The 25,105-nt window shown below is 70.8% G+C and carries 20 protein-coding genes; 3 read left to right on the top strand and 17 right to left on the bottom strand.

Annotated elements, in window-relative coordinates:
- Positions 1 to 2: 2 nt before the first annotated feature.
- The 10 genes from ABZ906_RS24800 to ABZ906_RS24755 all read right to left on the bottom strand — a co-directional run bounded on the left by ABZ906_RS24800 (position 3) and on the right by ABZ906_RS24755 (position 9,632).
- On the bottom strand, positions 3 to 602 hold the full coding sequence (locus tag ABZ906_RS24800; protein WP_361386761.1) for a hypothetical protein: 600 nt from the start codon (positions 600 to 602) through the stop codon (positions 3 to 5).
- A gap of 32 nt (positions 603 to 634) precedes the next feature.
- Positions 635 to 1,228, bottom strand: a complete 594-nt coding sequence (locus tag ABZ906_RS24795; RefSeq protein WP_361386758.1) for a pilus assembly protein TadG-related protein — start codon at positions 1,226 to 1,228, stop codon at positions 635 to 637.
- A gap of 11 nt (positions 1,229 to 1,239) precedes the next feature.
- Positions 1,240 to 1,458, bottom strand: a complete 219-nt coding sequence (locus tag ABZ906_RS24790; RefSeq protein WP_361386755.1) for a hypothetical protein — start codon at positions 1,456 to 1,458, stop codon at positions 1,240 to 1,242.
- A gap of 510 nt (positions 1,459 to 1,968) precedes the next feature.
- A complete protein-coding gene (locus ABZ906_RS24785) occupies positions 1,969 to 2,859 on the bottom strand; it encodes a DUF5936 domain-containing protein (RefSeq protein WP_361181923.1) in 891 nt (296 codons plus the stop codon).
- A 115-nt stretch (positions 2,860 to 2,974) separates the two neighbouring features.
- Positions 2,975 to 3,919: a type II secretion system F family protein gene (locus tag ABZ906_RS24780; protein ID WP_361386039.1), complete on the bottom strand. Its 945-nt coding sequence runs from the start codon at positions 3,917 to 3,919 to the stop codon at positions 2,975 to 2,977.
- Positions 3,920 to 4,013: 94 nt separating this feature from the next.
- Positions 4,014 to 5,372 carry a CpaF family protein gene (locus ABZ906_RS24775; RefSeq protein WP_361181927.1) on the bottom strand — a complete coding sequence of 453 codons (1,359 nt, stop codon included), beginning with the start codon at positions 5,370 to 5,372 and terminating at the stop codon, positions 4,014 to 4,016.
- An 8-nt stretch (positions 5,373 to 5,380) separates the two neighbouring features.
- Positions 5,381 to 5,710, bottom strand: coding sequence for a TadE/TadG family type IV pilus assembly protein (locus ABZ906_RS24770; RefSeq protein WP_361386036.1), 330 nt, complete (start codon positions 5,708 to 5,710; stop codon positions 5,381 to 5,383).
- Positions 5,711 to 5,847: 137 nt separating this feature from the next.
- Positions 5,848 to 7,461: an AAA family ATPase gene (locus ABZ906_RS24765; protein WP_361386034.1), complete on the bottom strand. Its 1,614-nt coding sequence runs from the start codon at positions 7,459 to 7,461 to the stop codon at positions 5,848 to 5,850.
- Positions 7,462 to 7,890: 429 nt separating this feature from the next.
- Positions 7,891 to 8,604, bottom strand: a complete 714-nt coding sequence (gene cpaB / locus ABZ906_RS24760) for a Flp pilus assembly protein CpaB (RefSeq protein WP_361181931.1) — start codon at positions 8,602 to 8,604, stop codon at positions 7,891 to 7,893.
- 95 nt (positions 8,605 to 8,699) lie between these two features.
- The gene (locus tag ABZ906_RS24755; RefSeq protein WP_361386031.1) at positions 8,700 to 9,632 is read right to left on the bottom strand and encodes a hypothetical protein; all 933 of its coding nucleotides are present in this window, start codon (positions 9,630 to 9,632) and stop codon (positions 8,700 to 8,702) included.
- Between the two features lie 250 nt (positions 9,633 to 9,882).
- Between ABZ906_RS24755 and ABZ906_RS24750 the strand changes: the two genes are divergently transcribed.
- A complete protein-coding gene (locus ABZ906_RS24750) occupies positions 9,883 to 10,896 on the top strand; it encodes a chitinase (RefSeq protein WP_361181935.1) in 1,014 nt (337 codons plus the stop codon).
- Positions 10,897 to 10,987: 91 nt separating this feature from the next.
- On the opposite strand, the gene ABZ906_RS24745 is transcribed toward ABZ906_RS24750, so the two are convergent.
- A complete protein-coding gene (locus ABZ906_RS24745) occupies positions 10,988 to 12,337 on the bottom strand; it encodes an Nramp family divalent metal transporter (RefSeq protein WP_361386028.1) in 1,350 nt (449 codons plus the stop codon).
- Between the two features lie 176 nt (positions 12,338 to 12,513).
- On the opposite strand from ABZ906_RS24745, the gene ABZ906_RS24740 reads away from it, so the two are divergent.
- A complete protein-coding gene (locus ABZ906_RS24740; protein ID WP_361386025.1) occupies positions 12,514 to 13,860 on the top strand; it encodes a M14 family metallopeptidase in 1,347 nt (448 codons plus the stop codon).
- Between the two features lie 54 nt (positions 13,861 to 13,914).
- Here ABZ906_RS24740 and ABZ906_RS24735 read toward each other — a convergent pair whose 3' ends face one another.
- From ABZ906_RS24735 to ABZ906_RS24715, 5 genes are all read right to left on the bottom strand, one after another.
- Positions 13,915 to 15,480 carry an AAA family ATPase gene (locus ABZ906_RS24735; protein ID WP_361386022.1) on the bottom strand — a complete coding sequence of 522 codons (1,566 nt, stop codon included), beginning with the start codon at positions 15,478 to 15,480 and terminating at the stop codon, positions 13,915 to 13,917.
- Positions 15,481 to 15,555: 75 nt separating this feature from the next.
- Positions 15,556 to 16,140, bottom strand: coding sequence for a hypothetical protein (locus ABZ906_RS24730; RefSeq protein ID WP_361386019.1), 585 nt, complete (start codon positions 16,138 to 16,140; stop codon positions 15,556 to 15,558).
- Positions 16,137 to 16,331, bottom strand: a complete 195-nt coding sequence (locus ABZ906_RS24725) for a hypothetical protein (protein WP_361386016.1) — start codon at positions 16,329 to 16,331, stop codon at positions 16,137 to 16,139. Before ABZ906_RS24725 ends, ABZ906_RS24730 begins: the two co-directional genes overlap by 4 nt.
- Positions 16,331 to 18,097 (bottom strand): hypothetical protein, encoded by a 1,767-nt coding sequence (locus ABZ906_RS24720; RefSeq protein WP_361386014.1) that lies wholly within the window; start codon positions 18,095 to 18,097, stop codon positions 16,331 to 16,333. Before ABZ906_RS24720 ends, ABZ906_RS24725 begins: the two co-directional genes overlap by 1 nt.
- 68 nt (positions 18,098 to 18,165) lie before the next feature.
- Positions 18,166 to 18,639: a hypothetical protein gene (locus ABZ906_RS24715; RefSeq protein WP_361386011.1), complete on the bottom strand. Its 474-nt coding sequence runs from the start codon at positions 18,637 to 18,639 to the stop codon at positions 18,166 to 18,168.
- A 253-nt stretch (positions 18,640 to 18,892) separates the two neighbouring features.
- Here ABZ906_RS24715 and ABZ906_RS24710 point away from each other — a divergent pair, with 253 nt between their 5' ends.
- Complete coding sequence (locus ABZ906_RS24710) at positions 18,893 to 20,854, top strand: caspase family protein (protein WP_361386008.1); 1,962 nt, start codon at positions 18,893 to 18,895, stop codon at positions 20,852 to 20,854.
- Here the strand turns inward: ABZ906_RS24710 and ABZ906_RS24705 are convergent.
- On the bottom strand, positions 20,835 to 25,004 hold the full coding sequence (locus tag ABZ906_RS24705; protein WP_361386005.1) for a CHAT domain-containing protein: 4,170 nt from the start codon (positions 25,002 to 25,004) through the stop codon (positions 20,835 to 20,837). The genes ABZ906_RS24710 and ABZ906_RS24705 overlap by 20 nt on opposite strands.
- Positions 25,005 to 25,105 lie beyond the last annotated feature (101 nt).

The following is a 25,105-nucleotide window of genomic DNA, read 5'->3' as shown; positions in this document are numbered from 1 at the left end:
GATCACTCACCCTCGGCTAGTTCGATGGACGCGGGGGGCATGGTCGGAACCTGGAACTGGAGTTTGGTGGCCCCCTCCGGGGGAGCCGGAAACTGGGCGTACCAATCAGCGGACTGGCTCTCGTTGACCCCGCCCTCGAACTTTGTGCACAAGCACCGCCCGGTTGTATCCCTCAGCACCAGGTACTTCTTCTTGCCCTCCTGGTCGACCACGCTGGCACCCGCCAACGATCCACCGTTCTTCTTGAGCTCGTTCTCGTCGCTCCTCCACTCACTGGCGACCCAGATACCGGAAGTGCCGTTGGTGACCTTGCCGCTGATGGTGAGGAAGCCACCCTCATCACGTTCGGCCGAACTCACGGTGAGCGTGATGCCGTTGCTCTTCACCTCGGCCAACGCCTGGCCTGCCGCAGGCTCCTCTGCATCGTCATTCCCTTCATCGCCGCCACCCTTGGCAGGCGTTGAGGCAGACGAGTCCTTGTCCGGCTTCTCCTTGTCGCCACCGTCACCGCCGCCGCAGCCGACGACCGTGAGGACCAGCCCAGTCGTGATCGCCACAGCGGTCATTGCCCTGCGGGCCTTCGTGGTGCGCCGAATGTTCATCGCTACGGCTTCCTTCTTTCGTCGATCGTTCATCAGTCGGCCAAGTGCACGGAGAAGAGAGTGGATGCGTCCGGGAGGTCATCCAGTTCGAAGTCATCGGGATCGATCTCGAAAGAGTCGCCGTCGTCGCAGTCGAATTCGATGACCTTCTCCGGGTCAGCCGAAGGATCAACGTCGCAGCGCGGCTTGATGATGGCGACGGCTTCGGCCTGGGCATGCTTGGACTCTGTGCCCGGGATGATCGAGTCACCCACCGTGTAGTTGGTCTCGACCTTCGCCCGGAAACCCGGGTATCCGTTCACTTCGGCCGGCCCGAACCCAATGACAGAGGAGTCGTTGTCGGCTGCCAGCGCCTGCGCCGCTCCCTCGGCGCCATCACCGGTGAACTCGTCACCCCCCAGCCAGTCGAGCCAGTCATCGCCCTCGCCAATGGACGCCTCCAGCCCGACAACTAGTTCATCCCTGGCATCCTGTGCGGCAGCCAGCGCTGCGGCATCAGCGGCGGATTGAGCGCCGTTCCGAGCGGATGCAGCCTGAGCGAACGCGAAGAAGGCAAACGCAACAAAGAGCAGAATCCCCGTCACCCAGATGTAGATGGGGAGCGTCTGCCCTCGGTCACTCTGTATACAGCTGAGCGTCAGCCGCCGATCACGTCGTTGACTGCGTTGCCGATTGCCTGCGAAATCTTGCCGTCCAACCCCAACTGATCGATCAACGTGTAGATCCCCGCGATCAAAATCATCAACCCCGCATACTCCACAAACCCAGCCCCCGCATCCCGCTCCCTCCCCCGAACCCGGGAAGTCACGGTTACGGTCCAGTCGACCCAGACTCTGAGTACGCGATCTTTCAGCACGACGGCCCCTTCTCTCCCACCCGATACACGCACCGCGAAACGCATCAAACGCGCCACTGGCGCGACCAATTCCGACGCCGCTGTCGTCATAGGCAACGTACGCGAGATCATGTGACCCATCAGCCACTCTCCGCAACCACTGCCGTTTGTGACGCGCAAGTTGGCGGGTTCCCTTCCCCGGCGGCGTGGTCATCACGCACTCCGGAGGCGGGCGGCAGAGGTTCTCGATCGGGCTTTCGGCGGCTCGATGCGTTTCACGACATCCCCTCCCCTGAGTACCGTGAACTCGCCTTTTGCAAAGGTCAGTTGGGGCCGCAGGCCTCGATCGGGGCCACCCCCGAGGTTATTGCGCGCCTCCCGGCCTTCGAGTGACTGTCCCACATGAGGTTGCAGCCGCGAAGAGGTTTCGCGGAGTGGCTTGATAACCGCTCTGATGCCCGCCCTGAGACCGGCTCTCATACCGGCTCCCCCGGAGAGGTCCGACGCAGCGTTCACCGCACCCCCACCTCCTCACTTCCCCAGAATCGAGCCGAAGTCGGAGCCGGACCCGAGGAACATGCCCGCCGCGATGAGGATCATCGTGGCCGGCAGCATGAAGACCAGGGTCACCATCGTCGCCTTGGGGATCGTCTTGGCCGCCCTGCGGCGCGAGTTCTGGGCGTCCGTGCGGCGCATGTCCGTGGCGAGTTGGATGAGCGTCTCCGCGATGGGCGAGCCCAGCTCCTCGCCCTGCTGGAGCGCCGAGACGAATTGCGAGACCTGCTCCGAGGCGTTCCTGCGACGCAGCTCGTCGAAGGCCTGGCGGCGGCTGACCCCCATGTCCATCTGACGGAGCGTGATGCGCAGTTCGTCCGCCCATGGGCCCTCGTAGCGCTCCGCCACGCGGTCCAGCGCCTGGCGGAAGCCGAGGCCCGCCGACACCACCACCGCCAGTACGTCCAGGAAGTCCGGCAGCGTGCGGTCGATGACCTCGCGCCGGTCCCGTATCGCCTGCCAGATCAGCGCGTCCGCCGCCGTCACTCCGAAGGCGAAGGTGAGCAGGCCGAAGAGCGGTGAGCCGTTCGAGAGGAAGACCAGGCCCATCACGACGCCGAAGATGCCGTAGACCGCCCTGCGCGCCGCATAGCGGTCGATCGTCAGGCCTCCCGGGTTGCCCGCCATGTCGATCCTGCGGCGCTTGGCGTCCACCCGTTTGGGGCCCATCAGGCGCAGGACCATCGGCGCGAAGCGCATGCCCAGGCGGTCCACCGCCGAGCCCGCCGTCGAGACGCGGGTGGCTCCGACCTCCAGGGCGATCGCCAGGTCAGAGGGGAGTTTCGCCTCCGCGCGGTACATGCGGACGCCTTGGCAGATGCCCGCCACGGCGAGTCCCATCACCACTGCCAGGGCCAGTGCCAGCATCTTGACTCCCCCTCCTCTCCATCTCTCTATCCGGTTCTCTTTGAACGGTTCTTTTTGTCCGGTTCTCTTTGTTCGGTCGTCCGCTTTGTTTGGTCGTCCGCCTTGTTCGGTCTGTCTAGACTTCGATCTTGCCCAAGCGTCTGATCGCGAAGAAGCCCACCGCGTACAGGCCCAGCGAGATCAGGATCAGCATCTGGCCCACCGGTGATCCCGTCACCCTCTCCAGTGCTCCCTCATTGGAGGAATTGATCAGGAGCAGTGAGCCCAGGCCCAGGAGCGGGACCGTGAATGCCGTTGCGTGGACCTCCGAGAGCATCGTGCGGACCTCCCTGCGGGTTTCCTTGCGGTCCTCCAGGGTCTGGGTGAGGTTCCGGAGTGAATTCACCACCGAGCCGCCCGCCTTGTTGGAGAGGATCAGGGTGGTCACGAGCACTATCAGCTCGCGGGACGGGAGGCGTTCGGCCAGTTCGCCCAGGGTGTCGTCGATCGAGCGGCCCAGCGTCAACTGGTCCGCCACCATCGACAGTTCCTCGCCCGCAGGTGCCTCCAGCTCCTCCGCCGCCATGGCCAGTGACGTACGCAGGGCCAGGCCCGCTGCCGTCGCGTTCGCCAGAATGCGGGCCACGTCGGGGAGTTGGTTGATGAAGGCTTCGATGCGTTTTTGGCGTTGCCAGTTGAGGAACACCACCGCGCTCCAGACGGCGACCACTCCCGCGATCGGGCCGAAGAACGGGGCCAGGGTCGCCGCCGCCATCAGCCAGAGCGCGGCGACGACCGCCACGACGTAGACGAAGAACTCGCCGGCCGTCAGGTCGAGTCCCGTCGCCGAGAGGCGCAGGTGGATGGAGCGGCCGAGGCGGGTGCGGCGCAGGCGGCGGTCGACGGCCGCGAAGCGGCGGCCCCGGACTCCGGCGTCGCCCGTGCCGGGGCCGATCGACAGGCGGTCGACCAGGGCCTGGCGCTGGGCCCGGCCCGAGGCGTACGCGTGGACTCCCGCGACGGCTAGCGTGCCGGTCAGGATCGTGGCGCCGAGGGCCAGCAGGGCGGCTTGGTTCTCCATCAGGCGGTGGCCTCCCCCGCGGCCGTTCCCGTATCCGTCCGCGTGCTCGCCTTCGTACCCGCCCGCGTGCCCGCCCGCGTACCCGACCTCGTACTCATCCGATCGCCTCTCTCGTGTTCAGTACGTCGATGGCCTGCGCCACGCCGAAACCGGGTGGCACCGGTTCGCCCGCGACGTAGAGGCGTTCGGCGACGGAGCGTGGCAGCGGCAGGTGCTCGAAGTAGCCGTGTACGCGGCGGTCGAGGCCGCCGCCGCCCGGCTGGCGCGGGACGAAGCGGGTCACCGGGGCGATGCGGAACTGCTCGCGGCCGTGGGACACGAGGAGAACGATCTCGGCGATCTTGCGGGAGCCGTCCGCGAGCCTGGCCAGCTGGACGACCACGTCCACCGCCGAGTTGATCTGGTCCTTCAGCGCCTCGAAGGGGATCTGGACCTCCGACATGGAGCCCAGGGTCTGGAGGCGCATGAGGGCGTCCTCGGCGGTGTTCGCGTGGACGGTGGCGAGCGATCCGTCGTGGCCGGTCGACATCGCCTGGAGCATGTCGAGCGTCTCGCCGCCTCGGACCTCACCGACGATGATGCGGTCGGGGCGCATACGCAGGCTGTTGCGGACCAGGTCGCGGATGGTGATCTGGCCCTTGCCCTCGACGTTCGGGGGGCGGGATTCGAGGCGGATCACGTGGTCCTGCTGGAGTTGCAGTTCCGCCGAGTCCTCGATGGTGATGATGCGTTCGTGGGCCGGGAGGAGGCCTGAGAGGGCGTTCAGGAGGGTTGTTTTGCCTGAGCCCGTGCCGCCGCTGACGATGATGTTGAAGCGGGCCCGTACGAACGCGGAGAGCAGGAGCAGCATGTGCTCGTCGAGCGAGCCGAGGCCGATGAGCTCGTGCAGCGTGTACGCGCGGGGGAAGCGGCGGATGGTGAGCGTGGCGCCGGTGAGGGCGAGCGGCGGGATGATCACGTTGACGCGCTCGCCGGTCGGCAGGCGGGCGTCGACCATCGGGTTCGACTCGTCGACGCGGCGGTTGACCGTGGAGACGATGCGCTCGATGGTCTGCATGAGCTGGTCGTTCGACGCGAAGCGCAGGGGGAGCTGTTCCACGCGTCCGGCGCGCTCGACGAAGATCGAGTCGGGGCCGTTGACCATGATTTCCGTGATGGAGGCGTCGGCGAGGAGCGGTTCCAGTACGCCGAGTCCCAGGGCCTCGTCCACGACGCGGCGGATGAGCTGGGAGCGCTCGGAGGTCGAGAGGACGGGGCCCTCGCGGCTGATGATGTGGCCCATGACGCGTTCCAGGCGGACCCGGCGGTCGGCCGTGGTGAGGGACGACATCTCGGCGAGGTCGATCTCTTCGAGGAGCTTGGAGCGGTAGACGGCGACGAGGCCGTCGTCGCGGCTCGGGCCGCTGTCCTTGCCGTGGTCGTGCGCGGTCGCCACGCGGTCGCGGAGGCTCATTGCTTCTCTCAGCTCCCGTCTTCGTTCTCGTCGTTGGGCATGGTGGCCGACTTCGTGACGGACCAGCCGGCGTCCACGAAGGGGAGGAGCGTGGGGACCTGGACGGTGACCTCCGCCGTGGTCGTGTCGCCGCCGCCGCTGAGGGCGACCTGCGCGTCGAGGTTCCCGTCCATCGCGGCCCTGCCCGCTGCTTCGCCGCCCTCTCCCTGCGACGCGACGCGCGCTGCCGCTCGGGCTCCGGATCCGGCCTGGTTGACGGCGTAGCCGACGAGGCCCAGCTGGATGGCGGCGAGGCCGATGAGGAGCAGGACCGGGAGAAACCCGGCGAACTCCAGCATGGATACCCCGCGATCGTTCCAGCGGGGGTTCTTGCGCGGCGACCGACGCGCTCCCGGGAGCAGCTTCGCACCCCCGGTCACCGGCTCCGCCGAGTTCGTCCTCAAACGCCGGACGGGCTGGAACTCCCCCCGCAGCCTCACCCGTCCTCCCCCTCCTTCGCCGCCCCCGCCTCCCCGCTCACGCTCCACCCCGTGTCGACGCCGGGGAAGAAGAGCGGGACGTCCGCGTCCACGTGGGCCTTCCACACCGTGCCGTCGTCCGTGCAGGACACCGTCGCGCCCTGCCACGCCGACGGCAGGTGCTCCTTCGCGGCGGCCGCGCACGCCGCCTCGCCGCCCTCGCCCACCGCGTACGCCGCCGTGGCCGCCCGCGCCGCCTCGTCCGCGGCGTTCCCGGCGAGGGAGAACGTGTAGCCGTACAGGGCGCACTGCCACAGGAGGCCCACCACGGCGAGCAGGATCGGGAACATGCCGGCGAATTCGAGAGTGACGGCGCCCCGGTCTCCCCCGACCCGCTTCCGGAGAGCCAGTGCGCCGCCCCGCTTGCCGCCGCCGGAGGCCTCCGCGTCGACCAGGCCCAGCTCGCCCGCGAGTGCCCACAGCGCCTGTTTGACCGAGGACTTGCTGTCCAGGTCCTGCATGCGGCCCGCGTCGACCGCGCCCTGGAGTTCCTTGAAGTTCGCGGGGACGGTCGTACGGGCCACTCTCGTCCCCGTCACCCGCTCGACCAGGGAGGGCTGGATGTCCGCGCCCTTGCCGTGGCGGTTGACGACCGTGAGGGTCTCCTCGGCCTTGCGGATCTGGAGGCGGTCCCAGAGGCGGACCATGCGCTTGGCGGCGCGTACGGAGACGACGTCCGGGGTGACGAGGAGGACGGCCTGGTCGGCGAGTTCGATGGCGGCCGCGCTCGCCCCGGTGACGTACGTACCGCAGTCGACGAGGACGACGTCGTAGCGGCTGCGCAGGGCGCCCAGGGTCTGGCGGGCCACCCTGTCGGTGATCTCCTCGCCCCGTTCGCCCTCGCCGGGGGCGAGGAGGAGGCCGATGCCGGTCTCGTGGGTGTAGACGGCGTCCTGGAGTACCCGGGGCGTGATGTCGGTGATCGCCGCCAGGTCCGCTATCGAGCGGCGGAACTGGACGTCGAGGTACGAGGAGACGTCACCGGACTGGAGGTCCAGGTCGAGGAGGGCGACGGTGCGGCCCGACGCGCGGGCCGCGAGGGCGAGCTGGACGGTGGCGAGCGTCGTCCCCACGCCGCCCTTGGCCCCGCTCACGGCGACGACGTGCCCGCCGCCGGGGGTCTCCCCCGGTCCCGCGTAGAGCTCCATGCCCCCGCTGCCCAGGTGCCTGCGCATCCCCGCCGACCAGGCGGCCGCCGCGTGCACCCGCTCGGCCAGCGCGTCGTAGGCGAGCGGGAAGCCGACGATGCCGCGGGCTCCGGAGTCCATCGCGGCGGTCAGGAGGCCGGGGCTGGTGTCGGCGGTGATGAGGACGACGCCGACCGCGGGGAAGCGCAGGACGAGGTCGCGGATCAGGTCGAGGGCGGGGACGGGGCCGATGCGCTCGTGGATGAGGACGACTTCGGGCAACTCGTCCAGGGACTCGGCGGCGAGCCGGGCCAGGTGGTCGAGCAGTTGGGTGGAGTCGGCGACGGGGAGGGCGGGTTCGGCGTCCGGCAGCTGCCCGACGAGCGTCGAGAGCGCGCGGGCGGCGTCCATGTCCCCGATGGCGGGGAGGATACGGGTCGTCATACGGGGTCGCCTCCCGGCCTGCCTGCGGCGGCGTTCGGCAGCAGGGCTCTTCCGCCTGCGGCGGGGCGGGGCCGTGCGGCGGCGTTCGGATGCGGGGGTCCACCTGCGGTGGGGCGGGCGGCGTGGGTTGCCTTGCCCGGCAGCTTGCCCTGACGAACAGGCCTTTCCCGCCCACCCGCCCGATTACCCCGCACCACGACCCAACCGAACAGACACCCCTCACCGCACAACGACGACGACCGCGGGGCAATCGGGCGGGTGGGCGGGAGGGACTCGCCGCGCAGCGGCGCCCCGGAGCCACTGCCCGTCGCAGGGACGACACCACGCGGCGCCCTGGAGTGGTTGCCCGTCGCGGGAGCGACATCACGCGGCGCCCGAAAACCGCTGCCCGTCGCGGGAGCGAACCTGCGTAGCCTCATCCCCGGCCCCCTACTTGTCCTCGTCGAGTGTGTACGTCCGGTCGCTCCGCGGGATGCTGCTCTCCTCGCCCTTGCCGACCAGGGCGAGGCGTACGTGCGTGGCGAACGACTCCGCGTACGCCACGCGCTGTGCGTCCGCCGTGCCCAGGGCGAACGTGATCGGCACCGCCTCCGTCGCCGTACGACGGCTGCTGCGGTCGTCCTGGTCGGGGTCGAGTGCCGTCAGCTTGCCCACGTCGATCACCTTCGCGGACTCGACGATGACCTTCGACTGGTCCTTGGTGGTGTCGGTCTCGCCCTTGAAGGTGGCGTAGATGTTCACCGTCGAACCCGGCGTGATCTTGCCCGCGACACCCGTGGCCGCGTCGATCATGATGGCGATCTCCTGCTGGCCGGGCGCCAGTTCGGGGCGGTTGACGATCATGTCCGTCTGGAGCAGCGAGCCCTTGCGCAGCTCCGTCACCGCGATCTTGCCGCGCACCTGGCGGAGGTCGGTGACCGCGTTGTCGGAGAGCCACCGCTCGGGCATCTCGACCTTCTCGAACTGGTCCGCGCTGAGCTCCTTGTACGGGGCTATGTCCCCCTTGAGCTTGTACGCGGCGACCTCGGGCCCCACCTTCGAGTTCACGTCCCGGATCACCGAGAGGACGCCCGCGAACGCGCCGAACGCGGCCAGGACCGACAGGACCAGCAGGATGACGCCGCGGCGCTGGCGTGAGTTCATGAACCGGACTACCTCGATCGGGTGCGGATGGCTACGGACAGTGATCGGCGTGGTGCGCGTTCAGTTCGGGTTCGTGCACGTCAAGGGGCCGGGCCTTACGTCGCGCCTCGCGGAAGCGCTCGTACGTGAGCAGCGGGAGCAGCGGGAGCTGAAGCGGCGGAAGCAGAAGCGGCGGGAGCCGGCGCCGCCCGTTCGGGAGGCTGCGCGAGCGGCGCCGCGCAGAAGCCGCAGCGGTCGCCGATGAGTTCGAGGCCGCACCAGTGGCAGTCGTCGCGGCGGACGGAGGACACCAGTTGGTAGAGCACGGAGATGTCGGGGATCGCCGCGGCGAACTCGACGAGCTTGCCCGTCGCCCACCACCGCGCGGACTCCCCCGGAAGCCGCGTCTCCGAAACCCCCTGGGTCCGCCACGCGGGAGCCAGCGTCTCCGTGACCCAGCCGGGGCCCAGCTGCCCGGCGGCGTACAGCATCTTCGTGCCGAAGCCGGGGCCGGAGAGCGTCGCGTCTCCCGCGACCTTGATCAGCTGGGGGCGCGGCGTGGCGAGCACGGCGAACTGGGCGCCCGGCACCCATGACTTGGCGTGCGACTGGAGGCTGACGGGGACCCGGTCCAGCTTGGCCACCGAGCCGAGCAGGGCGCCCGCGTAGATGTAGTGGGAGAGGAGCCGGGCCGCCGATGCGAGCACGCCGGGGCTGAAGTCGCAGATCGACAACTGGCGGAGCTGGAGCGCGAGGACGGCGAGGCCCAGCGGCGGCAGGTCCGGGCGCAGGATCGCGATGCGGTCGCTCTCCAGGACGGAGCGGATCGCGTGCATGCGCTGCACGACGGCGGTCGGCGCCGAGGCGGGGCACAGGACGATCACATAGCCGTGGTGCTCGATGAGCGTGTGCATCTCGGTCAGCGCCTGGTCCAGGGAGTACGTCCGGGACGACTGGACGGCGCTCTGCAGGACGGCCGCCGACGGGGTGTGCCGGTCGGGCGACGGCAGCACCAGGTCAGGGCCTGTGACGGCTATGGCGGTCGGCATGCGTACACCCCCCGGTCTTCCCCCGGTCTCCCTGCACTTCTGCCTCAGCACCATATCCAGGTCAGCGCCACCTCAACACCCAACTTCCCACTGTTCACATTGAGGTTGGCCGGACTGCCGGGGTGCCGGTGATGCCAGAGGTCTTGACAACTCAATTGGTCTGGACCAGCTTGTACGACCACTGGACCAGGCAGCAACCCCCCAAGTGAGAGCTCTCCGAATGCCCCAACTCCCCCCACCGGAGGCAGAAGTGGACCACGCACGCGGCAGGACACGCAGGAAGGCAGGTCCCGTCATCACTCTGGCAACGGCACTCGCCCTCGCGCTCACCGGCCTGCTCACCGGCGGCGCCGACAACGCCGACGCGGACACCCGCGCGGTGCCCAAACACGCGGTGACCGGCTACTGGCAGAACTTCGACAACGGCGCCACGGTCCAGAAGCTGGGCGACGTACAGGACGAATACGACATCATCGCGGTCTCGTTCGCGGACGCCACGAGCACGCCGGGCGAGCTCGCCTTCAACCTCGACTCGGCCGGGCTCGGCGGCTACACCGTCGACCAGTTCAAGGCCGACATCAAGGCCAAGCAGGCGGCCGGGAAGTCCGTGATCCTCTCGGTCGGCGGCGAGAAGGGCGCGGTGTCGGTCGCCGACTCGGCGTCCGCGACCGCCTTCGCGGACTCGGCGTACAAACTCATGCAGGAGTACGGCTTCGACGGCGTCGACATCGACCTGGAGAACGGGCTCCACTCGGAGTACATGTCGCAGGCGCTGAAGTCGCTCGCCGGGAAGGCCGGGTCCGGGTTCGTCCTGACCATGGCGCCGCAGACGATCGACATGCAGTCCACGTCGGGCGAGTACTTCAAGACGGCGCTTGCCGTGAAGGACATCCTCACGGTCGTCAACATGCAGTACTACAACAGCGGTTCGATGCTGGGCTGTGACGGCAAGGTCTACAACCAGGGCTCGGTCGACTTCCTGACCGCGCTCGCCTGTATCCAGCTGGAGGGCGGCCTCGACCCGTCGCAGGTCGGCATAGGCGTCCCGGCCTCGTCGAAGGCCGCGGGCGGAGGCTATGTCTCGCCGTCCGTCGTGAACCAGGCCCTGGACTGCCTGGCGAAGGGCACGAGCTGCGGTTCCTTCAAGCCGTCCAAGACGTACCCCGGCATCCGGGGCGCGATGACCTGGTCGACGAACTGGGACGCGGCCGACGGCAGCTCCTGGTCCAAGGCGGTGGGCCCGCACGTCCACGGCCTGCCGTAACCCCGGCAGCCCCGCAACCCCGTAGAACCGGTACTCCGGAAAGACCGCAGCGCCGCCGCTCCCCCGGCGGCGCTGCCGCATGTCACGGTGCCTACCAGGGCAGGTCGCGCACCTGCTGCACGCACAGGACGAGGAAGAGCAGTCCGGCCGCGGCGAGCATCACGTTGCTCAGCATGCCGTTGCGCCATTCCTTGGGCGTACGCGAGGAGTTGAGCAGCCACAGGAGGGTCAGCGCGAGGAACGGCATGAAGAAGGCGCCGAGCACGCCGTAGGCGACGACCAGGCCGAACGGCTGGTCCAGGAAGAGCAGGCCCATCGGCGGGAAGGTGAGCCAGAGCAGGTACGCCCGGAAGGGCACCGACTTCTCCCGCTTGCCGGCCGCGACCTCCTTGACCATCTCGTCGCCGCCCCCGGGGCCCGCGGCACTCTCCCCCGCGTCCGGCGCGCCCGCGCCCGCCCGCTCGCGCCGCAGCCGCTCCACGAAGTCCGCGAACATCAGGCTCACGCCGTGCCACACGCCCATCAGCGCGCCGAAGGACGTGGCGAAGAAGCCGATCAGGAAGAGGTTGGCGGTGACCGCGCCGAACTTGTCCTCCAGGACGTCACCGAGGTCGATCAGGCCCCGGTCGCCGGAGGTGAGGGCGATGTTCGTGGAGTGCAGGAGCTCGGCGCCGATGATCATCATGGCGACGACGAAGATGCCGGTGGTGATGTAGGCGACGCGGTTGTCGAGCCGCATCACCTTGAGCCAGCTGATGTCGGTCCAGCCCTTGGAGTTCACCCAGTAGCCGTACGCGGCCATGGTGATGGTGCCGCCGACACCGCCGATCAGGCCGAGGGTGTAGAGCAGCGAACCGTCCGGCAGGGCGGGCACCAGGCCCGCGAAGGCGTTGCCGAGGTCGGGGGCGACGCGGATGGCGACGTACACGACGATCAGGAACTTCATGCCGATGACGATCGTCATGGCCTTTTCGAAGACGGCGTACCGGTTGAACCAGACGAACGCGAGGCCGAGCAGGCCGCACAGGATCGCCCAGGCCTTCAGGCTCGGCCCGTCGGGGAAGAGCGCGACGAGCGGCAGGGCGCTGGACGACATGGCCGTGGCGCCGTAGACGAAGCCCCAGACGACGACGTAGATCGCGAAGTACCAGGTGGTCCACTGTCCGAGGCTGCGCCAGCCCTCGAAGAGGGTGCGGCCGGTGGCCAGGTGCCATCGGCCCGTCGCCTCGGCGAGCGAGATCTTCACCAGACAGCCGATGATCGCGGCCCACAGGAGCGTGTAGCCGAATTTGCTGCCCGCGATGAGCGTCGCGACGAGGTCGCCCGCGCCGACGCCGGTAGCGGCGACGACGATGCCGGGGCCGACGTACTTCCAGCTCGCCTTGCGCATGCGGGGCGCCGCGTCTCCCGTGGCAGCGTCACTGCCTGTCGTTTCAGCCATGCCGATCAAGAAACCGCATGGCGGCTCATGGCACAAGGGGTTGGCCGAAGACAGCGTTGACCGGAGCATGCCACACCTCCACGATGGGGCCGCGCAACCCGCACGCCGCAGAGCACACCGCGCAACCCGCACCGCACGCGTCGCAGTGAACCCATCCCCCACCCCCAGGAGACTTCATGCGACTCCGCATACGCGGCAGAAGATCCGCTGCCCTCGCAGTCCTTCTCGCCCTCGCCGTGGCGGCGCCCATCACCGCCAACGCCTCACCGGACACCACCGGGTCCAGCGCACGCGGCACGACCGCGTCCGCCTCCGACAACGAAACGCGCCAGTACGAGGTCCCCCTCGGCGACGACCCCGCCGCCCGCACCGCGATCGCCCGCACCGGCGTCGCCATCGACGAGGTCGACGCCCGCGCGGTGGTCGTATCGGCCGACGGCCGCGAGGCCGCGGCGCTCCGGGACGCGGGCTACGAGCTCAAGCCCCTGGCCGGGCCCCCGAAGCGGACGAACGGCGAGCCGGTGGAGGCCAAGGACTTCCCGCCCGCCGACGCGAGGTACCACAACTACGCCGAGATGAACGCGGAGATCGACCAGCGCATCGCGGCCCACCCGACGCTGATGAGCAAGAGGGTGATCGGCAAGTCCTACTCGGGCCGCGACATCATCGCCATCAAGATCAGCGACAACGTGGGCACGGACGAGGCGGAGCCGGAAGTCCTCTTCACCCACCACCAGCACGCCCGCGAGCACCTGACCGTGGAGATGGCGCTGTACCTGCTGCGCGAGCTCGGCGACGACTACGGCACGGACGCCCGCATCAAGAAGATGGTCGACGAGCGCGAGATCTGGATCGTGCCGGACCTGAACCCGGACGGCGGCGAGTACGACATCGCCACCGGCTCCTACCGCAGCTGGCGCAAGAACCGCCAGCCCAACAGCGGTTCGTCGAACGTCGGCACCGACCTGAACCGCAACTGGGCCTACCGCTGGGGCTGCTGCGGCGGCTCGTCCGGCTCCACGGGCTCCGAGACCTACCGCGGCCCGAGCGCCGAGTCGGCGCCCGAGACGAAGGTCGTCTCCAACTTCGTGCGCAGCCGCGTCGTCGGCGGCAAGCAGCAGATCAAGGCCTCCATCGACTTCCACACGTACAGCGAGCTGGTCCTGTGGCCGTACGGCTACACGTACAGCGACACGGGCCCCGGCCTCACGCAGGACGACCGCGACGCGCATGCCGCGATCGGCCGGAAGATGGCCGCGAGCAACGGCTACACCCCGCAGCAGTCCAGCGACCTCTACATCACGGACGGGTCGATCAACGACTGGCTCTGGGGCAACCAGAAGATCTTCAGCTACACCTTCGAGATGTATCCGTCGTCCGCGGGCGGCGGCGGCTTCTACCCGCCCGACGAGGTGATCGAGCGCGAGACGAACCGCAACAGGGACGCGGTGCTGCAACTCCTGGAAAATTCCGACTGCATGTACCGGTCGATCGGCAAGGAGCAGCAGTACTGCACCGGCTGAGGGGATCGGGTGCGGGGTCGCCGTACACCGGCGGCCCCGCACCCACCCCGTCCGTCAGTCGTCCATGAACACGATCCGCCGCGCCGGCTTCGCCGCGCCCGGTGCCGAGCTGACCGATGCCCGCCCCGCGGGGACGGCGCGCTCCCGGCCCCAGGCCCTGATCTCCTCGATCTGCTCCGGGTTGACCCTGCTCATCGGCACCGTGTTGGCGAAGGTGTCCAGGAGCAGCGAGGGCTTCAGGTTGGCGGCGCCGCCGTTGAGGAGTGCCTCCGCGCCCACGTCGTGCAGGGCCGACTCGATGTCGGAGCCCGCGAAGCCCTCGGAGAGGTCGACGAGCCGGTTCACCTGCTCGGTCTCGGGGGCGGTCTTCAGATAGCGGTGGTGGTAGAGGGAGATGATCTCCCTGCGCTCGTCGGCGTCGGGCAGGTCCACGAAGAACAGCTCGTCGAAGCGGCCCTTGCGCAGGAGCTCGGGCGGCAGGCTGCGGACGTCGTTGGCGGTGGCGACGACGAAGGCCCGCGACTGGGACTCCTGGAGCCAGAAGAGGAACTGGCCGATGATCCGCTGCGGCACTCCCGTGCCGTCGTCGCGGCCCGCGAGTCCCTTCTCGATCTCGTCGATCCACAGGATGCAGGGCGCGACCCGGTCGGCCATCGCGAGGGCCTCCCGGAAGCGGCCCTCGGACTCGCCCAGGTACTTGCCGTGGATGCTGCCCATGTCGAGGCGGTACAGCGGCAGCTTCCACTCGTGGGCGATGGCCTTCGCGGAGAGCGACTTGCCGCAGCCGGGCACGCCGACGAGGAGTACCCCGCGCGGCGGGCGCAGTTCGGTGCCGCGCAGGTCGGCGTGCATCAGCTCGTGCTTGCGGCGCAGCCATTCGCGCAGGCTGCTCAGGCCGCCGATCGAGTAGTCGCTCTCCCGCAGCGCCACCCGTTCCAGGCCGGTGAGATCGCTGAAGATCCGGTCCTTGGCCTGCGCGAGGCCCAGGACGTCGGCCTCCTTGATGGACCCCTTGGCCGCGATGGTCGCCATCAGGTTGACGCACTCCGCCTCGGTGACGCCCCGCAGGAACTCCGCCGCGCGCCGGGCGTCCTCCTCGCTCCACTCGATGGGGATGTGGCCCCGGTGGTCGCCGAGGAAGCTGCTGAGGATGCCGTACATCTCGTCGGCGTCCGGCAGGTCGAGGTGCAGGCTCATGCCGAGCCGCTGGAGGCCGCTCCAGATGGGGGTGTCCGTGATGAGGACGATGCTGCCCATGTTGCTGTCGGCGAGCCGGGCCAGCTCGGCCACGTGGCGGGTGACCGGGGTGTCCGCCTCCAGGCCGTCGGGGTCGACGAAGACCACCGTGGCGTTGGCCCTGCTGGTGAACTGGGTGGCGGCGAACTCCATGGCGCCGGTGAGCGACCGGTCGTCCATGACCGGCGAATTGGTCCGCAGGTCACGCAGGCCCGTGGCCCTGGTGTAGATCCAGAACGGCATGCTGCTGCGGCGCGGCTGGGTGGCGGACTCCCGCAGCAGGCGCAGGGCGCGCTGCTGCTCGATGGTGCGCATGCCGATCACCGGTACGCGCGCGGAGATGTAGCTGTCGAGGTGGTGCAGGCTCTCGGCGTAGTTCGACATACGGATGGGGCCTTCGCGGGAGTGGGCGGGGTGGGCCGGGGCTGGGTGGGCCGGCTCCTTCGTGGCGGGCGCTCGTCAGTCGGTGATCACCCGGCGCCGTGGTGCGGCGGCCGGGTCGTACCCCCAGGGGTCGGGGGCGGCGCCGGTGGCGGGGGGCGGCGGGCTCTGGGCCAGGACGCCGGTGAGGGCGTTGTCGCGCAGGGTGCGGCGGCGCTCTTCGAGGAGGCGTGCGTCCCCGCCCCGCCGTATCGCGTCGTCGAGGAAGCGTTCCAGCTGGTCCTGGAGCTCGGGGATCTGCCGGTCGACCAGCTCCGTCATGGCCGTGCGCAGCTTCTGCGGGAGCCCCGGGTGGCCGGCCATGGCGCGGATGGACTGCAGGCCGGTCCTCGCCTGGGCCAGCTCACGGCCGTAGGAGAACTCGTCGTTCGCGGGGCCCATCGCGAGGGTCAGCTGCCGGGCCCATTCCTTGAGCCGCCGGTCGAGGGCGCCGCCGAGGTGGACCGTGAGCCGCTGGACGGTCGCCCCGTCGTACTGCTCCTCGGTGATCGCGGGCAGCGCGGCCGGGTCGACGTCCTCGAAATCGGCCCAGCGGCGCAGGAAGGCGACCCAGGCCTGGTAGGCGCCGCCGTCGCCCCACAGTCCGTTCGCCCCCGTGCTCACGCCGAGCTTCCGGGGCGCCGCACGAAGGTCTCGCCGGGCGGCAGCGGCTCCCAGTCGGGCAGCCCCTCGGCGATCCTGCGCAGCCGGTTGGTGACGCGCTCGCCCTGCGGCTTGCCGGTGGCGGCCCACGGCGAACGGGTCTGCGGGCGCTGGCTGTCCGGTGACTGCCGGGGCTGCGGGGGAACGCTCATCACTGGTTCTCCTTGACGACGGTACGGCCCTCGAAGGGGGAGCCCCCCTGGGTCGCGGTGGCGAGCGACGTGATCATTTCGCGGCAGTCCGCGTCCACCCGGTCGGCGGCGCGGTACTTCTCGTACCAGTCGGTCAACTCGGCCGACGCGCCGCGCAAGTGATGGAGCGAGTCGGTCTTGGCGCGCTCCAGGAGCTGCCGCGCGTTGTCCTGGTTCCGCTTGGCCGCCTGCGCGCCGTTGTGGAGGACGAGCCCCCATACGCCGCCGGTGATGACGGCGGCGACGAGCGCGAAGCCGATGTGGATCGCCCCGACGAGGAGCAGGATTCCCGCGACGACGGCGATCAGCGGCGCGACCTTGCGGGCCGTCGGGTAGGCGAGCGAGGCGATGAACGGGGCCATGTGCTGGTCCCAGTGGCCCGCGAGTGACTTCTCCAGTTCGGCGAGCGGCCGGACGAACGAGCCGGTCCACGGCGGCAGATGGAAGGTCTGCGCACCGACGGTGTGCGCCGTGCCGAACTGCGCCGTCACGTCCTGCGGCACCGAGGTGCGGTAGTCGCGCGTGAAGCCGGTGTGCGCCTCGAAGAACCACTCGTTGCAGGCGGCGACGGCAAGGCGCTGGGTGGCGGCCGACGTGCCGATCGCGGACGGGTTGAGCGCCGCCGTGGTCTGCACCGTCAGATAGTCGAGCGTCTCCTCGTACGAGGCGGAGTCCGCGTCGGAGGCCTTGCGGGCCGCGACGACGTCGCCGTCGTGGCCGACGACCGCGTGGTTGAAGGCGAGGTCGCGGCGCAGCGGCAGCTCTTCGTCGTCGTACTCGGACACGAGCCGGTCGAGGATGTCGTCCACCGCGTCCTCGACACGGTCCGACGGCTCGAACTCCCGCTTCATGATGGCCCGGTACTTGTCGAGCAGGGCCTGCTGTGCCCGCGCGGAGCTGTAGGCCGAGTCGAGGTGGGGCCACTGCGGGGAGACCGCCGCCAGGCGCGGGAACTCGGCCTTGGCGGACGGCTGGCGCAGCGAGTCGATCTCCTCGCGCCACCGCGTGACCTGCCGGGTCCGCGACTGGGCGTCGTCGGCCAAATGCTCGCGCCAGCCCGCGAGGGTGTCGGTGAGCAGCTCACGGCCGACGAGGCCGAAGGCGCCCTGCGCGATGGACTCCAGGATGACGGCGAACTCACGGCCGAGCGCCGCCGGGTCCTGCGCGAGGAGGTAGTGCCGCAGCCAGCGGACCGCGGACTCCTTGCGGCCCTGGCGGCGCAGCACGAGCGCGAAGAAGAGCGCGGTGCGGTCCGGGGAGCGCCGGAAGGCCTCCTCCACGCCGCGCTCGCACAGCTCCCGGTCGTCGGCCGACCAGGAGGCGAGCGCGACCAGGGCGGGCGCGAGCCAGTAGCGGGGCGTCTGGATCATCAGCTGGTCGCTGACCATGCGGACGTTGTCCTCGGACACCAGGCCCACGTCGAAGGCCTGGAGCATGCCGACCGCGGTGCGGCGCACCGTCTTGTGGTGGCCGAACTCGTGGTCCACCTGGTCCTGGATGACGCCGATCCGGGTCTCGGCGCGCTGCACGTTGGCGGTGGATTCGGCCTGCTTGACGAACGCCATGAACTCGTCGCGCAGTTGCTGGAGTTCACTGCGGGTCTGCTGCTGATTGCTGTCGACAGTCGCCACCTGGCCGGACACCGAGCTCACCTGCTCGCCGAGCCTGACCACGAGGTTGCTGACTTCCTGCACCTGACGGCGCAGCGTGTAGTCCACCTCGGACATACGGGTCTCCGATCACACTGGTCTGTGGTGGTTGGGGCTGTGGGGCGGTCACGCCGGGAGGGGGCGGCTCAGGGGCGTACGACGGTTCCGTCCGCGAGCACGGGGAGGACCAGTCCGCCGTCGTACACCTCGACGTACGCGTATCCGCCGGACCTGACCAGCATCCGGGCCTGCGCGAACGGCTCGGGCATCGGTTCGGCCGGGGCGAAGTGCCGCAGGATGACGTGGAAGAGGTTGAGGACGTGGTCGATGTAGGGCGGGCCCAGGTGGCAGACGGCGACGAGTCCGAGCGGCACGTCCCCGTAGGCCGTCCGGTACTCCTCGCCGATCCACTCCGCGAGCTGCCGGCGCGCTCCCTCGTCGAGCCCCGCGTCAAGGCGGGTCACGGCGTCCATGAGGGGCCGCTCCCGTGCGCGGTACAGCTCGCGGCGGTGCGGGCCCGCCGCACCGGGAGCCCGGGTGGTGCGCTGTTCCTTGCCGAGGCCGGGCGTGAGCTGCTGCCCGGTCTGGACGATTCGCCGTGGACGCTCGATGTGCCCCATGTGTCCCCCGAGAGTCATGGGTGGTGAGCCGGCGCAGGGCCGGCGGAGTGGCGCGTGAAGTGCTCGGTGACGCGTGAAGTGCTGAGTAGTACGTGAGGAAGCAAGCGGTGCCAGAAGAATAGTGACGCCACGTCAATAGTGCGACCTGACATGGACATTTGCAGGCTCTTGACCCAACCGCGCCCGAAAGACGACCTGTTCACGCCCAGTGCGGGGGCGATGGCGGACCCCCGTCGCTGTCAGACTCTCCGCCATGGGGACGATCTATGCGCTCTTGGTGGGCATCAACGACTATCCGCGGGACATGGCGACACCGCTCACCGGATGCGTCAACGACACGAGAGAGGCAGGCCGGCTGCTCGCGGAACGCGCGGGCGCGACGGCGGACGTACGGGTCCTGCTGGACGCCGAGGCCACGACAGCCGCCGTCACGGAGGCCATCGAGCACCATCTGGGGGCCGCGGGACCCTCGGACACGGCGCTGTTCTGGTTCTCCGGGCACGGCACGCAGTCGCGGGCGACGGGCGCGGACCTCCTGATCGAGGCCACCGGCCGCAATCAGGCCCTCGTCTGCGTGGACGGCCCGCTGCCCGACAAGCGCCTGGGCGTGCTGCTCGACGCGGTCGCCGCACGCGGCGCGCACACCGCGGCCGTGCTCGACTGCTGCTACGCCGGGGGCGCGACCCGGGACTCGGAGCTCACGGCGCGCTATGCGCCGCCGGGGGACGGATGGGACTGGGGCCTCACGGGGGCGGACGCGACCGGGGCGCGGGAGGCGACGGGCGCCGGGGGCGGTCCCGCGAGTGGTCTCCGGCGGCATGTGCTGCTTGCCGCGAGCAGGCTCGACCAGCGTTCCTACGAAGGCCACTTCGCGGGCCGCAGGCAGGGCGCCTTCACCTACGCGCTGCTCGGCGCCGTACGGGAGGCGGGCGCGGACGCCACCTACCGTGAGCTGCTGTCCGCCGCCGACGCGCGGCTCCAGCGTTCCGGGGGCGGACAGCAGCCGGTTCTCCATCCTGCCGAGCCCGGCGGTGTCGCGGACCTGCCGTTCCTGGGCGGCTCGGTCTCGCGCGCGCCGAGCCCCTACCTCCTGCGGTACGGGACCGAGGGCTGGGAGGTGGACTGCGGCAGCGGGCACGGGCTGCGCGAGGGGTCGCAGGCGGCCGCTTCCGGGACCGAGTTCACGGTGCTGCCCGGTGCCGGTGACGGCGGGGTCGTACGGGCGCGGGCCGTGCACGGGCACCGGACGCTCGTCGATCCCGTGGACTGGGCGCCGGTCGCGTCGCGGGTCTATCCGGTGGCCCTGTCCGCGCTCGCGCTCGCCCCGGCGACGGTGGCGGTGGCGGTCACCGGGGCCGAAGCGGACGGCGCTTCGGAGGGGTTGCGGGATGTGCTCGGTTCGTCGCCGCTGCTCCGGGTGGTCGACTCGCCCGCGGAGGCCGGGGACCTGCACTTCCGGGTCGAGGCCCGGGGTGCGTCGGCGCATGTGCTGCGCAGGGACGGGTCGCCGTTCGTGGAGCCGTTGCCGTCGGCGGACGCGGGGCGCGTCGCGGACTGCCTGGTCCATCTCACCCGCTGGCATCAGCTCCGGGACCTCACGTCGCGGCCCTCGCTGCTGGACGGGCTCGTGCGGGTGGAGATCAAGCCGTGGGGGACGCGGGACGAAGAGGGTACGGAGCTGCTTCCGGGCGGTGACGGGGAGATCGTCTGCCCTTACGCGCGGGGAGCCGGCGGGCCGGAGAGTCCGTGGGTCTCGATCCGGCTGCACAACCGCTCTCCCGACCGGCCGCTGTGGTGCATGCTGCTCGACCTGACGGACGGCTACCGGAGTGACGCGGAGCTCTTTCCCGGGCACTTCATCGCTCCGGGGCATACGGGGTACGCGCTCGACGGGCAGCCCGTGCAGTTGTCGTTGCCCGTGGGGCGGGCCGTCGTGGGCGGGGCGAGTGCGCGGGACTGGTTGAAGCTGGTGGTGGCGGAGAGGGAGTTGAACACCGTGCCGTTTCATCTGCCCGCGTGGGGAGTGGGCGGGGGCCTTTCGCGGTCCGGTGAGGGTGCCCTCGGGGATGGTGTGCTGCGGCTTTCGGGGCGTTCGGGGAGCGGCGGGAGCCGGGACTTGGGGCGCGTCGGAGGCGGTGGGGGTCCGGGACTCTGGGCCACCCGGACCATCGCGGTGCGGACCGTGGTGCCGGGGATCACTGACCCAGGTGCGTGAACCCCGCCCACCCGCTCAAGTCATCCGGGTCCACACCCCCCGCCCTCGCCGCCAGCAACGGCGGCAGATCCGGCGGGAGTTCGCGGTCGGGGTCCAGGATCCACAGTTGGGCGCGGCGCAACGCTCTCGCGGGGCTCTCTCCCTCCGTGCGCAGGAAGTGGTGGGTCAGGAACATCAGGACGGATGTGGCGTCGTCCGGTACGGGCCACAGGGAGCCGATGACCGAGCGTGCGCCCGCCACAAGGAACGCCGTCGAGAGCGTGTACGCCTCGTTGTGGCCGCGTCCTGACACATGGCTGCGGCAGGCGGCGAGCAGCACCAGGCCCAGGCGCCCGCGGCCGCCGCCGCTCAGCGCCTCCGTCAGTTCCTCCGCCGACAACTCGCCGTCGTGGAGCGAGAGATGCGCGCTGCCCCGCAGTCCGGACCGGCCCGTCACCGTCGCGTGGCAGGCCAGGTGCAGTACGCCGCCGCTGTCCTCGTCGCCCGCCCGCAGCCAGGACACCACCTCCTGCGGAGTGCCCGCCCCGTCGGACCGGCCGCCGGAGCGATCCCCGAGGAACTGCCCGTCCGGGTAGAACACCCGCTGCACGGCGTCCGCCTCCTCGCCCGCATACCGCAGGTCCCCCGTCGGGTTGCCGACGACCAGCGCGCGCCCGGTGTGCGGGACGGCGGTCCTCGCGGCCACGTCGCACAGCAGGCGCGCGGAGGCGGCGTACGAGATCTCCGCGTCCTGCAACGCGTACCTGCGGCTTCCGGAGTCCGTGTGGCCCCAGGCCGCGTGCCAGGGGACGAGGCCGAGCGCGCCCATCGGGACGAGCACCAGGCGCGGCACCCTGCCGGGTCTGCCGGGCGCGGCGAACGCGTCGAAGAGCGGGCGCATCGCCGCGTACCAGGCCCAGCCGCAGAGCCGGTCGAGCCGTTCGCGGTGGGGTGCCGCGGCGGCCGGTGCGGGGGCGGGCGGGGCGTGGCCCGGCACCGGGCCCATGTCGCGTACGCCTTCGCCCGCGGGCGTGTACGCCTTGAGCGGGCCCGCGTCCTCCCTCAGCTTCGGCAGCGGCACGGAGTGCACGTCGCCGCCGTTGGTGACGACGACCGCCGCTCCTCCCCCGTCCTCGGACGCGGGGACGAGGTAGACCAGCGCGTCCTTGCCCAGGGTGCGCAGGGCGGTGGCGATCTCGGCGGGGGCCGGCGGGTCGAGGAGCCGGTCCTGCGCGGTGCCTTCGCCGGGCGGCGCCTCCTCGCCGGTGAGCGCGGCGAGGACGCGGCGGCGCAGGGCGCTGGGGACCGACAGGGGTGCCTGCGTGGCGGAGAGCGGGTCGGCGGCCTCCCCGGAAGCGGCGCCCACCCCGCGCCACTGGTCCGCCAGATCCTCGCGGCCGACCGCGGCGAGCCGCTCCGGCACGGTGCTCGACGTGGTCGCCGCGTGCAGGACGAGGCCACGGCAGGCGTCGAGCGCGCGTACCGCGTCCTCGGGGGCGTTGTCGCGCAGGCACCACGCGGTGACTTCGAGCGCCGATCCGGTGGCCTTCTCCGCGGCCTGCGTGGCGTGTTCGGTGCCCGACTGGAGCAGGGCGGCCCAGGCGTGGCCGCGCAGGGCGTCCAGTCCGATGCGGCGTGCGGTCGCGCGGTCGCCGGCGCGCAGCGAGTCACGGGCGCGGTAGGCGCGGGCGAGACCGAGCCCGGTGGAGGCGTACAGGCGGTGCTCGGGGCCGCCGACCACGCCGTAGGAGTACTCCAGCATCTCGATGCCCCGGGTGAGGTGGCGCTCGCGGGCCCGCGGGTCGCGCTGGATCTCGGCGAGCGCGCAGTGGCCCGCGCCGAGGCAGGAGGCGTACCGCAGCTTGCTGTCGCTGCCCTCGTCGGCCAGGTCGTGGGCCTCCTGGACCAGCTCCATCGCCTCGGCGAGGGCGGCGGAGTCCAGGGACTCCTTCGCCCGGGTGAAGCGGACGATTCCGCTGTCGCCGAGGACCCAGGCCCGGTGGTCGCGCGGCAGCTTCGCCGCGTCCCTGCGCAGCCTCGCGGCGGTGGGCCTGCCGACCAGGGGCGGGGCGGGCGGCTCGCCGATCTGCTCGGCGAAGTCGTCGCGGATCATCCGGTCGATCTCGATGAGCGTCCACAGTTCGGCGCGGGAGGGGTCCTCGGGGTCGAGACCGGCGTGCACCTCGATGACGACGGCGGTGTGCCGGTCCGCGGCTTCGAGGTCACCGTGCCGGATCGCGGTCTGGGCGTCGAAGGACGCCTGCTGCGCGTCCATGATCAGGCGGGTGTGCGCGGGCAGGCCCGGCCGGTCGCGCAGCTCCCGCCACTGGGCGCGGGCCGCCTCGACGTCGTCCGCGCCGCCGCCGGTCTGCCCCCGGTGGTTGGTGGCCATCATCCTCGCCAGGTCGAGCCCGTGCCCGGCGGATCCGCCGCCGGCCCGCGCGCCCGCGGCCTGTGCCTGGGCGAAGTGGTCGAGGACCGCGTCCATGCCGGCTCCGGCGCCCGCCATCTCGTCGGCCATCAGGGCCGAGCCCGCCGCCATGTGCGCGGTGTGCTGCCACTGCGGGTCGTCCTTGCCGTGTTCGAGCGCGGCCGCCACCAGATCGGCCTTCTGGGCGGCGCTGACATGGACGCCGTGCGGATCGAGGATCCGCAGGTGCGAGAGCAGCAGGGCGGCGCCCTTCGCGCGCCCCTGGCCGGTTTCCAGCGCACTCCACTCGGCGTACATCTCGTCGAACACGGCCGCCTGGCGTTCGGGGCTGAAGCCCGCCAGGAGCCCGGGGAAGTCCTCGTCGGTCCCGCTGAAGTCGAGGAACGTACGGCCTTCCTCGATGTCGCGGAACAACTCGCCGTAGACGTCCTTGAGTTCCACGTCCTGCGACGACCGCGCGCCGTCCTTCTGTTCGGCGCCGCGGAACTGGGCCCAGGCGGCGAGAATCCGCGCGCCTTTGCGCACCTCGGCGACCGCGTTCTCGTCCGCGAGGGCGAGTGCGGCCGCCTCGGCGACATCCGCGACGCGGGCGGGATCCGGGTCGGCGGCGTGGCGGGTCTGCTGGCAGAAGCCGAGGAAAAGGGCCGCCGCCGTGACACTGCCGTCCCGTTCGGGCTGCCACTCGGTGACCGCGCGACGCATCAGGGCGATGCCCCGGTCGCAGCCTGCCGCGTCACCGCGGACGTTCGCCCTGTCGTAGAGGAGCCGCCCGAATCCGTCGAGCATCTGCGGCAGCAGTTCCTCCGCCACGCCCGGCCTCTTGAGCAGCGCGATCAGTTCGACCTCGCCCGCCGCCGCGTGCGCCTGGTCCTTCCAGGTGGACCAGATCACGACGCGGACGAAGACGGCCCTGCTCTCCGCCTCCCCGGCCCACGACGGCTCTTCGCCGGTACGTCTGCGGGCGTCGCGGACCGCCGTGCCGAACGCCTCGCGGGCCTCCTCCAGTTCGTCCCGGTCGGCGGTCGCCCTGCCGTGCACGAGCAGCGCGACGCCCAGGCTGTGCCGTACGAACGGCAGGTCGGTGCCGGACAGGGCGGCTTCGAGCACCGCCTTGTAGTGCGCGACGGCGGCCGCCGCGTTCTCGGCGCCGCCGCCCAGCAGGCAGCGTTCGAGCCGCAGGAATCCCTGCGCCTCCCACAGGTCGACGACTTCCTGGCTGCCCGCCTCCAGGGCCGTGTCGGCGTCGGCGCTGCGGCGCAGTGCCTCGTCGAGCAGGGCGGCCCGCTCCTCCCGGGGCGCCTCCCCGGCTCGCGTGTACCGCTCCCTCGCGCAGAGCGCGAGCAGGTGGCGGCCCAGGACGCGCGGGGCGTCGTACGCGGGATCGTCGGCGGACAGGGACTCGGTTCCGTCGAGCAACAACTCCCAGCACTGTGCGAGGAGTTCGGGGGTGGGTTCGGCGTCGTACTCTAAGGCGCGTACGTGCGCGTACACGATCCGCCAGGCGTGCCAGTCGTCGTCCGCGCCGGGCGCCGCGAAGGCCAGGGCGAAGGCTTCGGAGGCCAGTTGCAGGTCGGCGTCGTCCGGCTCGCTCCCGGCCGTCAGGTAGATGCGGTAGCTCAGTTCGCCCGCGTACGCGCACAGCACGGGCGCCTCTTGCGCATCGGACGGCAGCTCCGCGATGCGGTCGAGGACCTCGTCCCGCTCTTCTTCGAGCTGCGACCGGCTGTTCTCGTCGAGCACGGTGACCCTTACGTGTGGTGGCCCTTGCGTGTGGTGACCCTTACGTGTGGTGGCCCTTGCGTGTGGTGGCCCTTGCGTGTGGTGACGCCTGCGTGTTCAGA

This window comes from Streptomyces sp. NPDC046925, assembly GCF_040644915.1.
Classification (GTDB): Bacteria; Actinomycetota; Actinomycetes; order Streptomycetales; family Streptomycetaceae; genus Streptomyces.
The sequence above is the reverse complement of the archived record's forward strand: the minus strand, read 5'-3'. Positions and strand labels throughout refer to the sequence as shown.

What these genes read in the sequence shown, in the direction of transcription:
- ABZ906_RS24800 (WP_361386761.1), bottom strand. Translation starts at nt 602, where the DNA reads ATGAACATTCGGCGCACCACGAAGGCCCGCAGGGCAATGACCGCTGTG.
- ABZ906_RS24785 (WP_361181923.1), bottom strand. Translation starts at nt 2,859, where the DNA reads ATGCTGGCACTGGCCCTGGCAGTGGTGATGGGACTCGCCGTGGCGGGC.
- ABZ906_RS24780 (WP_361386039.1), bottom strand. Translation starts at nt 3,919, where the DNA reads ATGGAGAACCAAGCCGCCCTGCTGGCCCTCGGCGCCACGATCCTGACC.
- ABZ906_RS24775 (WP_361181927.1), bottom strand. Translation starts at nt 5,372, where the DNA reads ATGAGCCTCCGCGACCGCGTGGCGACCGCGCACGACCACGGCAAGGAC.
- ABZ906_RS24770 (WP_361386036.1), bottom strand. Translation starts at nt 5,710, where the DNA reads ATGCTGGAGTTCGCCGGGTTTCTCCCGGTCCTGCTCCTCATCGGCCTC.
- ABZ906_RS24765 (WP_361386034.1), bottom strand. Translation starts at nt 7,461, where the DNA reads ATGACGACCCGTATCCTCCCCGCCATCGGGGACATGGACGCCGCCCGC.
- cpaB (WP_361181931.1), bottom strand. Translation starts at nt 8,604, where the DNA reads ATGAACTCACGCCAGCGCCGCGGCGTCATCCTGCTGGTCCTGTCGGTC.
- ABZ906_RS24755 (WP_361386031.1), bottom strand. Translation starts at nt 9,632, where the DNA reads ATGCCGACCGCCATAGCCGTCACAGGCCCTGACCTGGTGCTGCCGTCG.
- ABZ906_RS24745 (WP_361386028.1), bottom strand. Translation starts at nt 12,337, where the DNA reads ATGGCTGAAACGACAGGCAGTGACGCTGCCACGGGAGACGCGGCGCCC.
- ABZ906_RS24740 (WP_361386025.1), top strand. Translation starts at nt 12,514, where the DNA reads ATGCGACTCCGCATACGCGGCAGAAGATCCGCTGCCCTCGCAGTCCTT.
- ABZ906_RS24735 (WP_361386022.1), bottom strand. Translation starts at nt 15,480, where the DNA reads ATGTCGAACTACGCCGAGAGCCTGCACCACCTCGACAGCTACATCTCC.
- ABZ906_RS24725 (WP_361386016.1), bottom strand. Translation starts at nt 16,331, where the DNA reads ATGAGCGTTCCCCCGCAGCCCCGGCAGTCACCGGACAGCCAGCGCCCG.
- ABZ906_RS24720 (WP_361386014.1), bottom strand. Translation starts at nt 18,097, where the DNA reads ATGTCCGAGGTGGACTACACGCTGCGCCGTCAGGTGCAGGAAGTCAGC.
- ABZ906_RS24715 (WP_361386011.1), bottom strand. Translation starts at nt 18,639, where the DNA reads ATGGGGCACATCGAGCGTCCACGGCGAATCGTCCAGACCGGGCAGCAG.
- ABZ906_RS24710 (WP_361386008.1), top strand. Translation starts at nt 18,893, where the DNA reads ATGGGGACGATCTATGCGCTCTTGGTGGGCATCAACGACTATCCGCGG.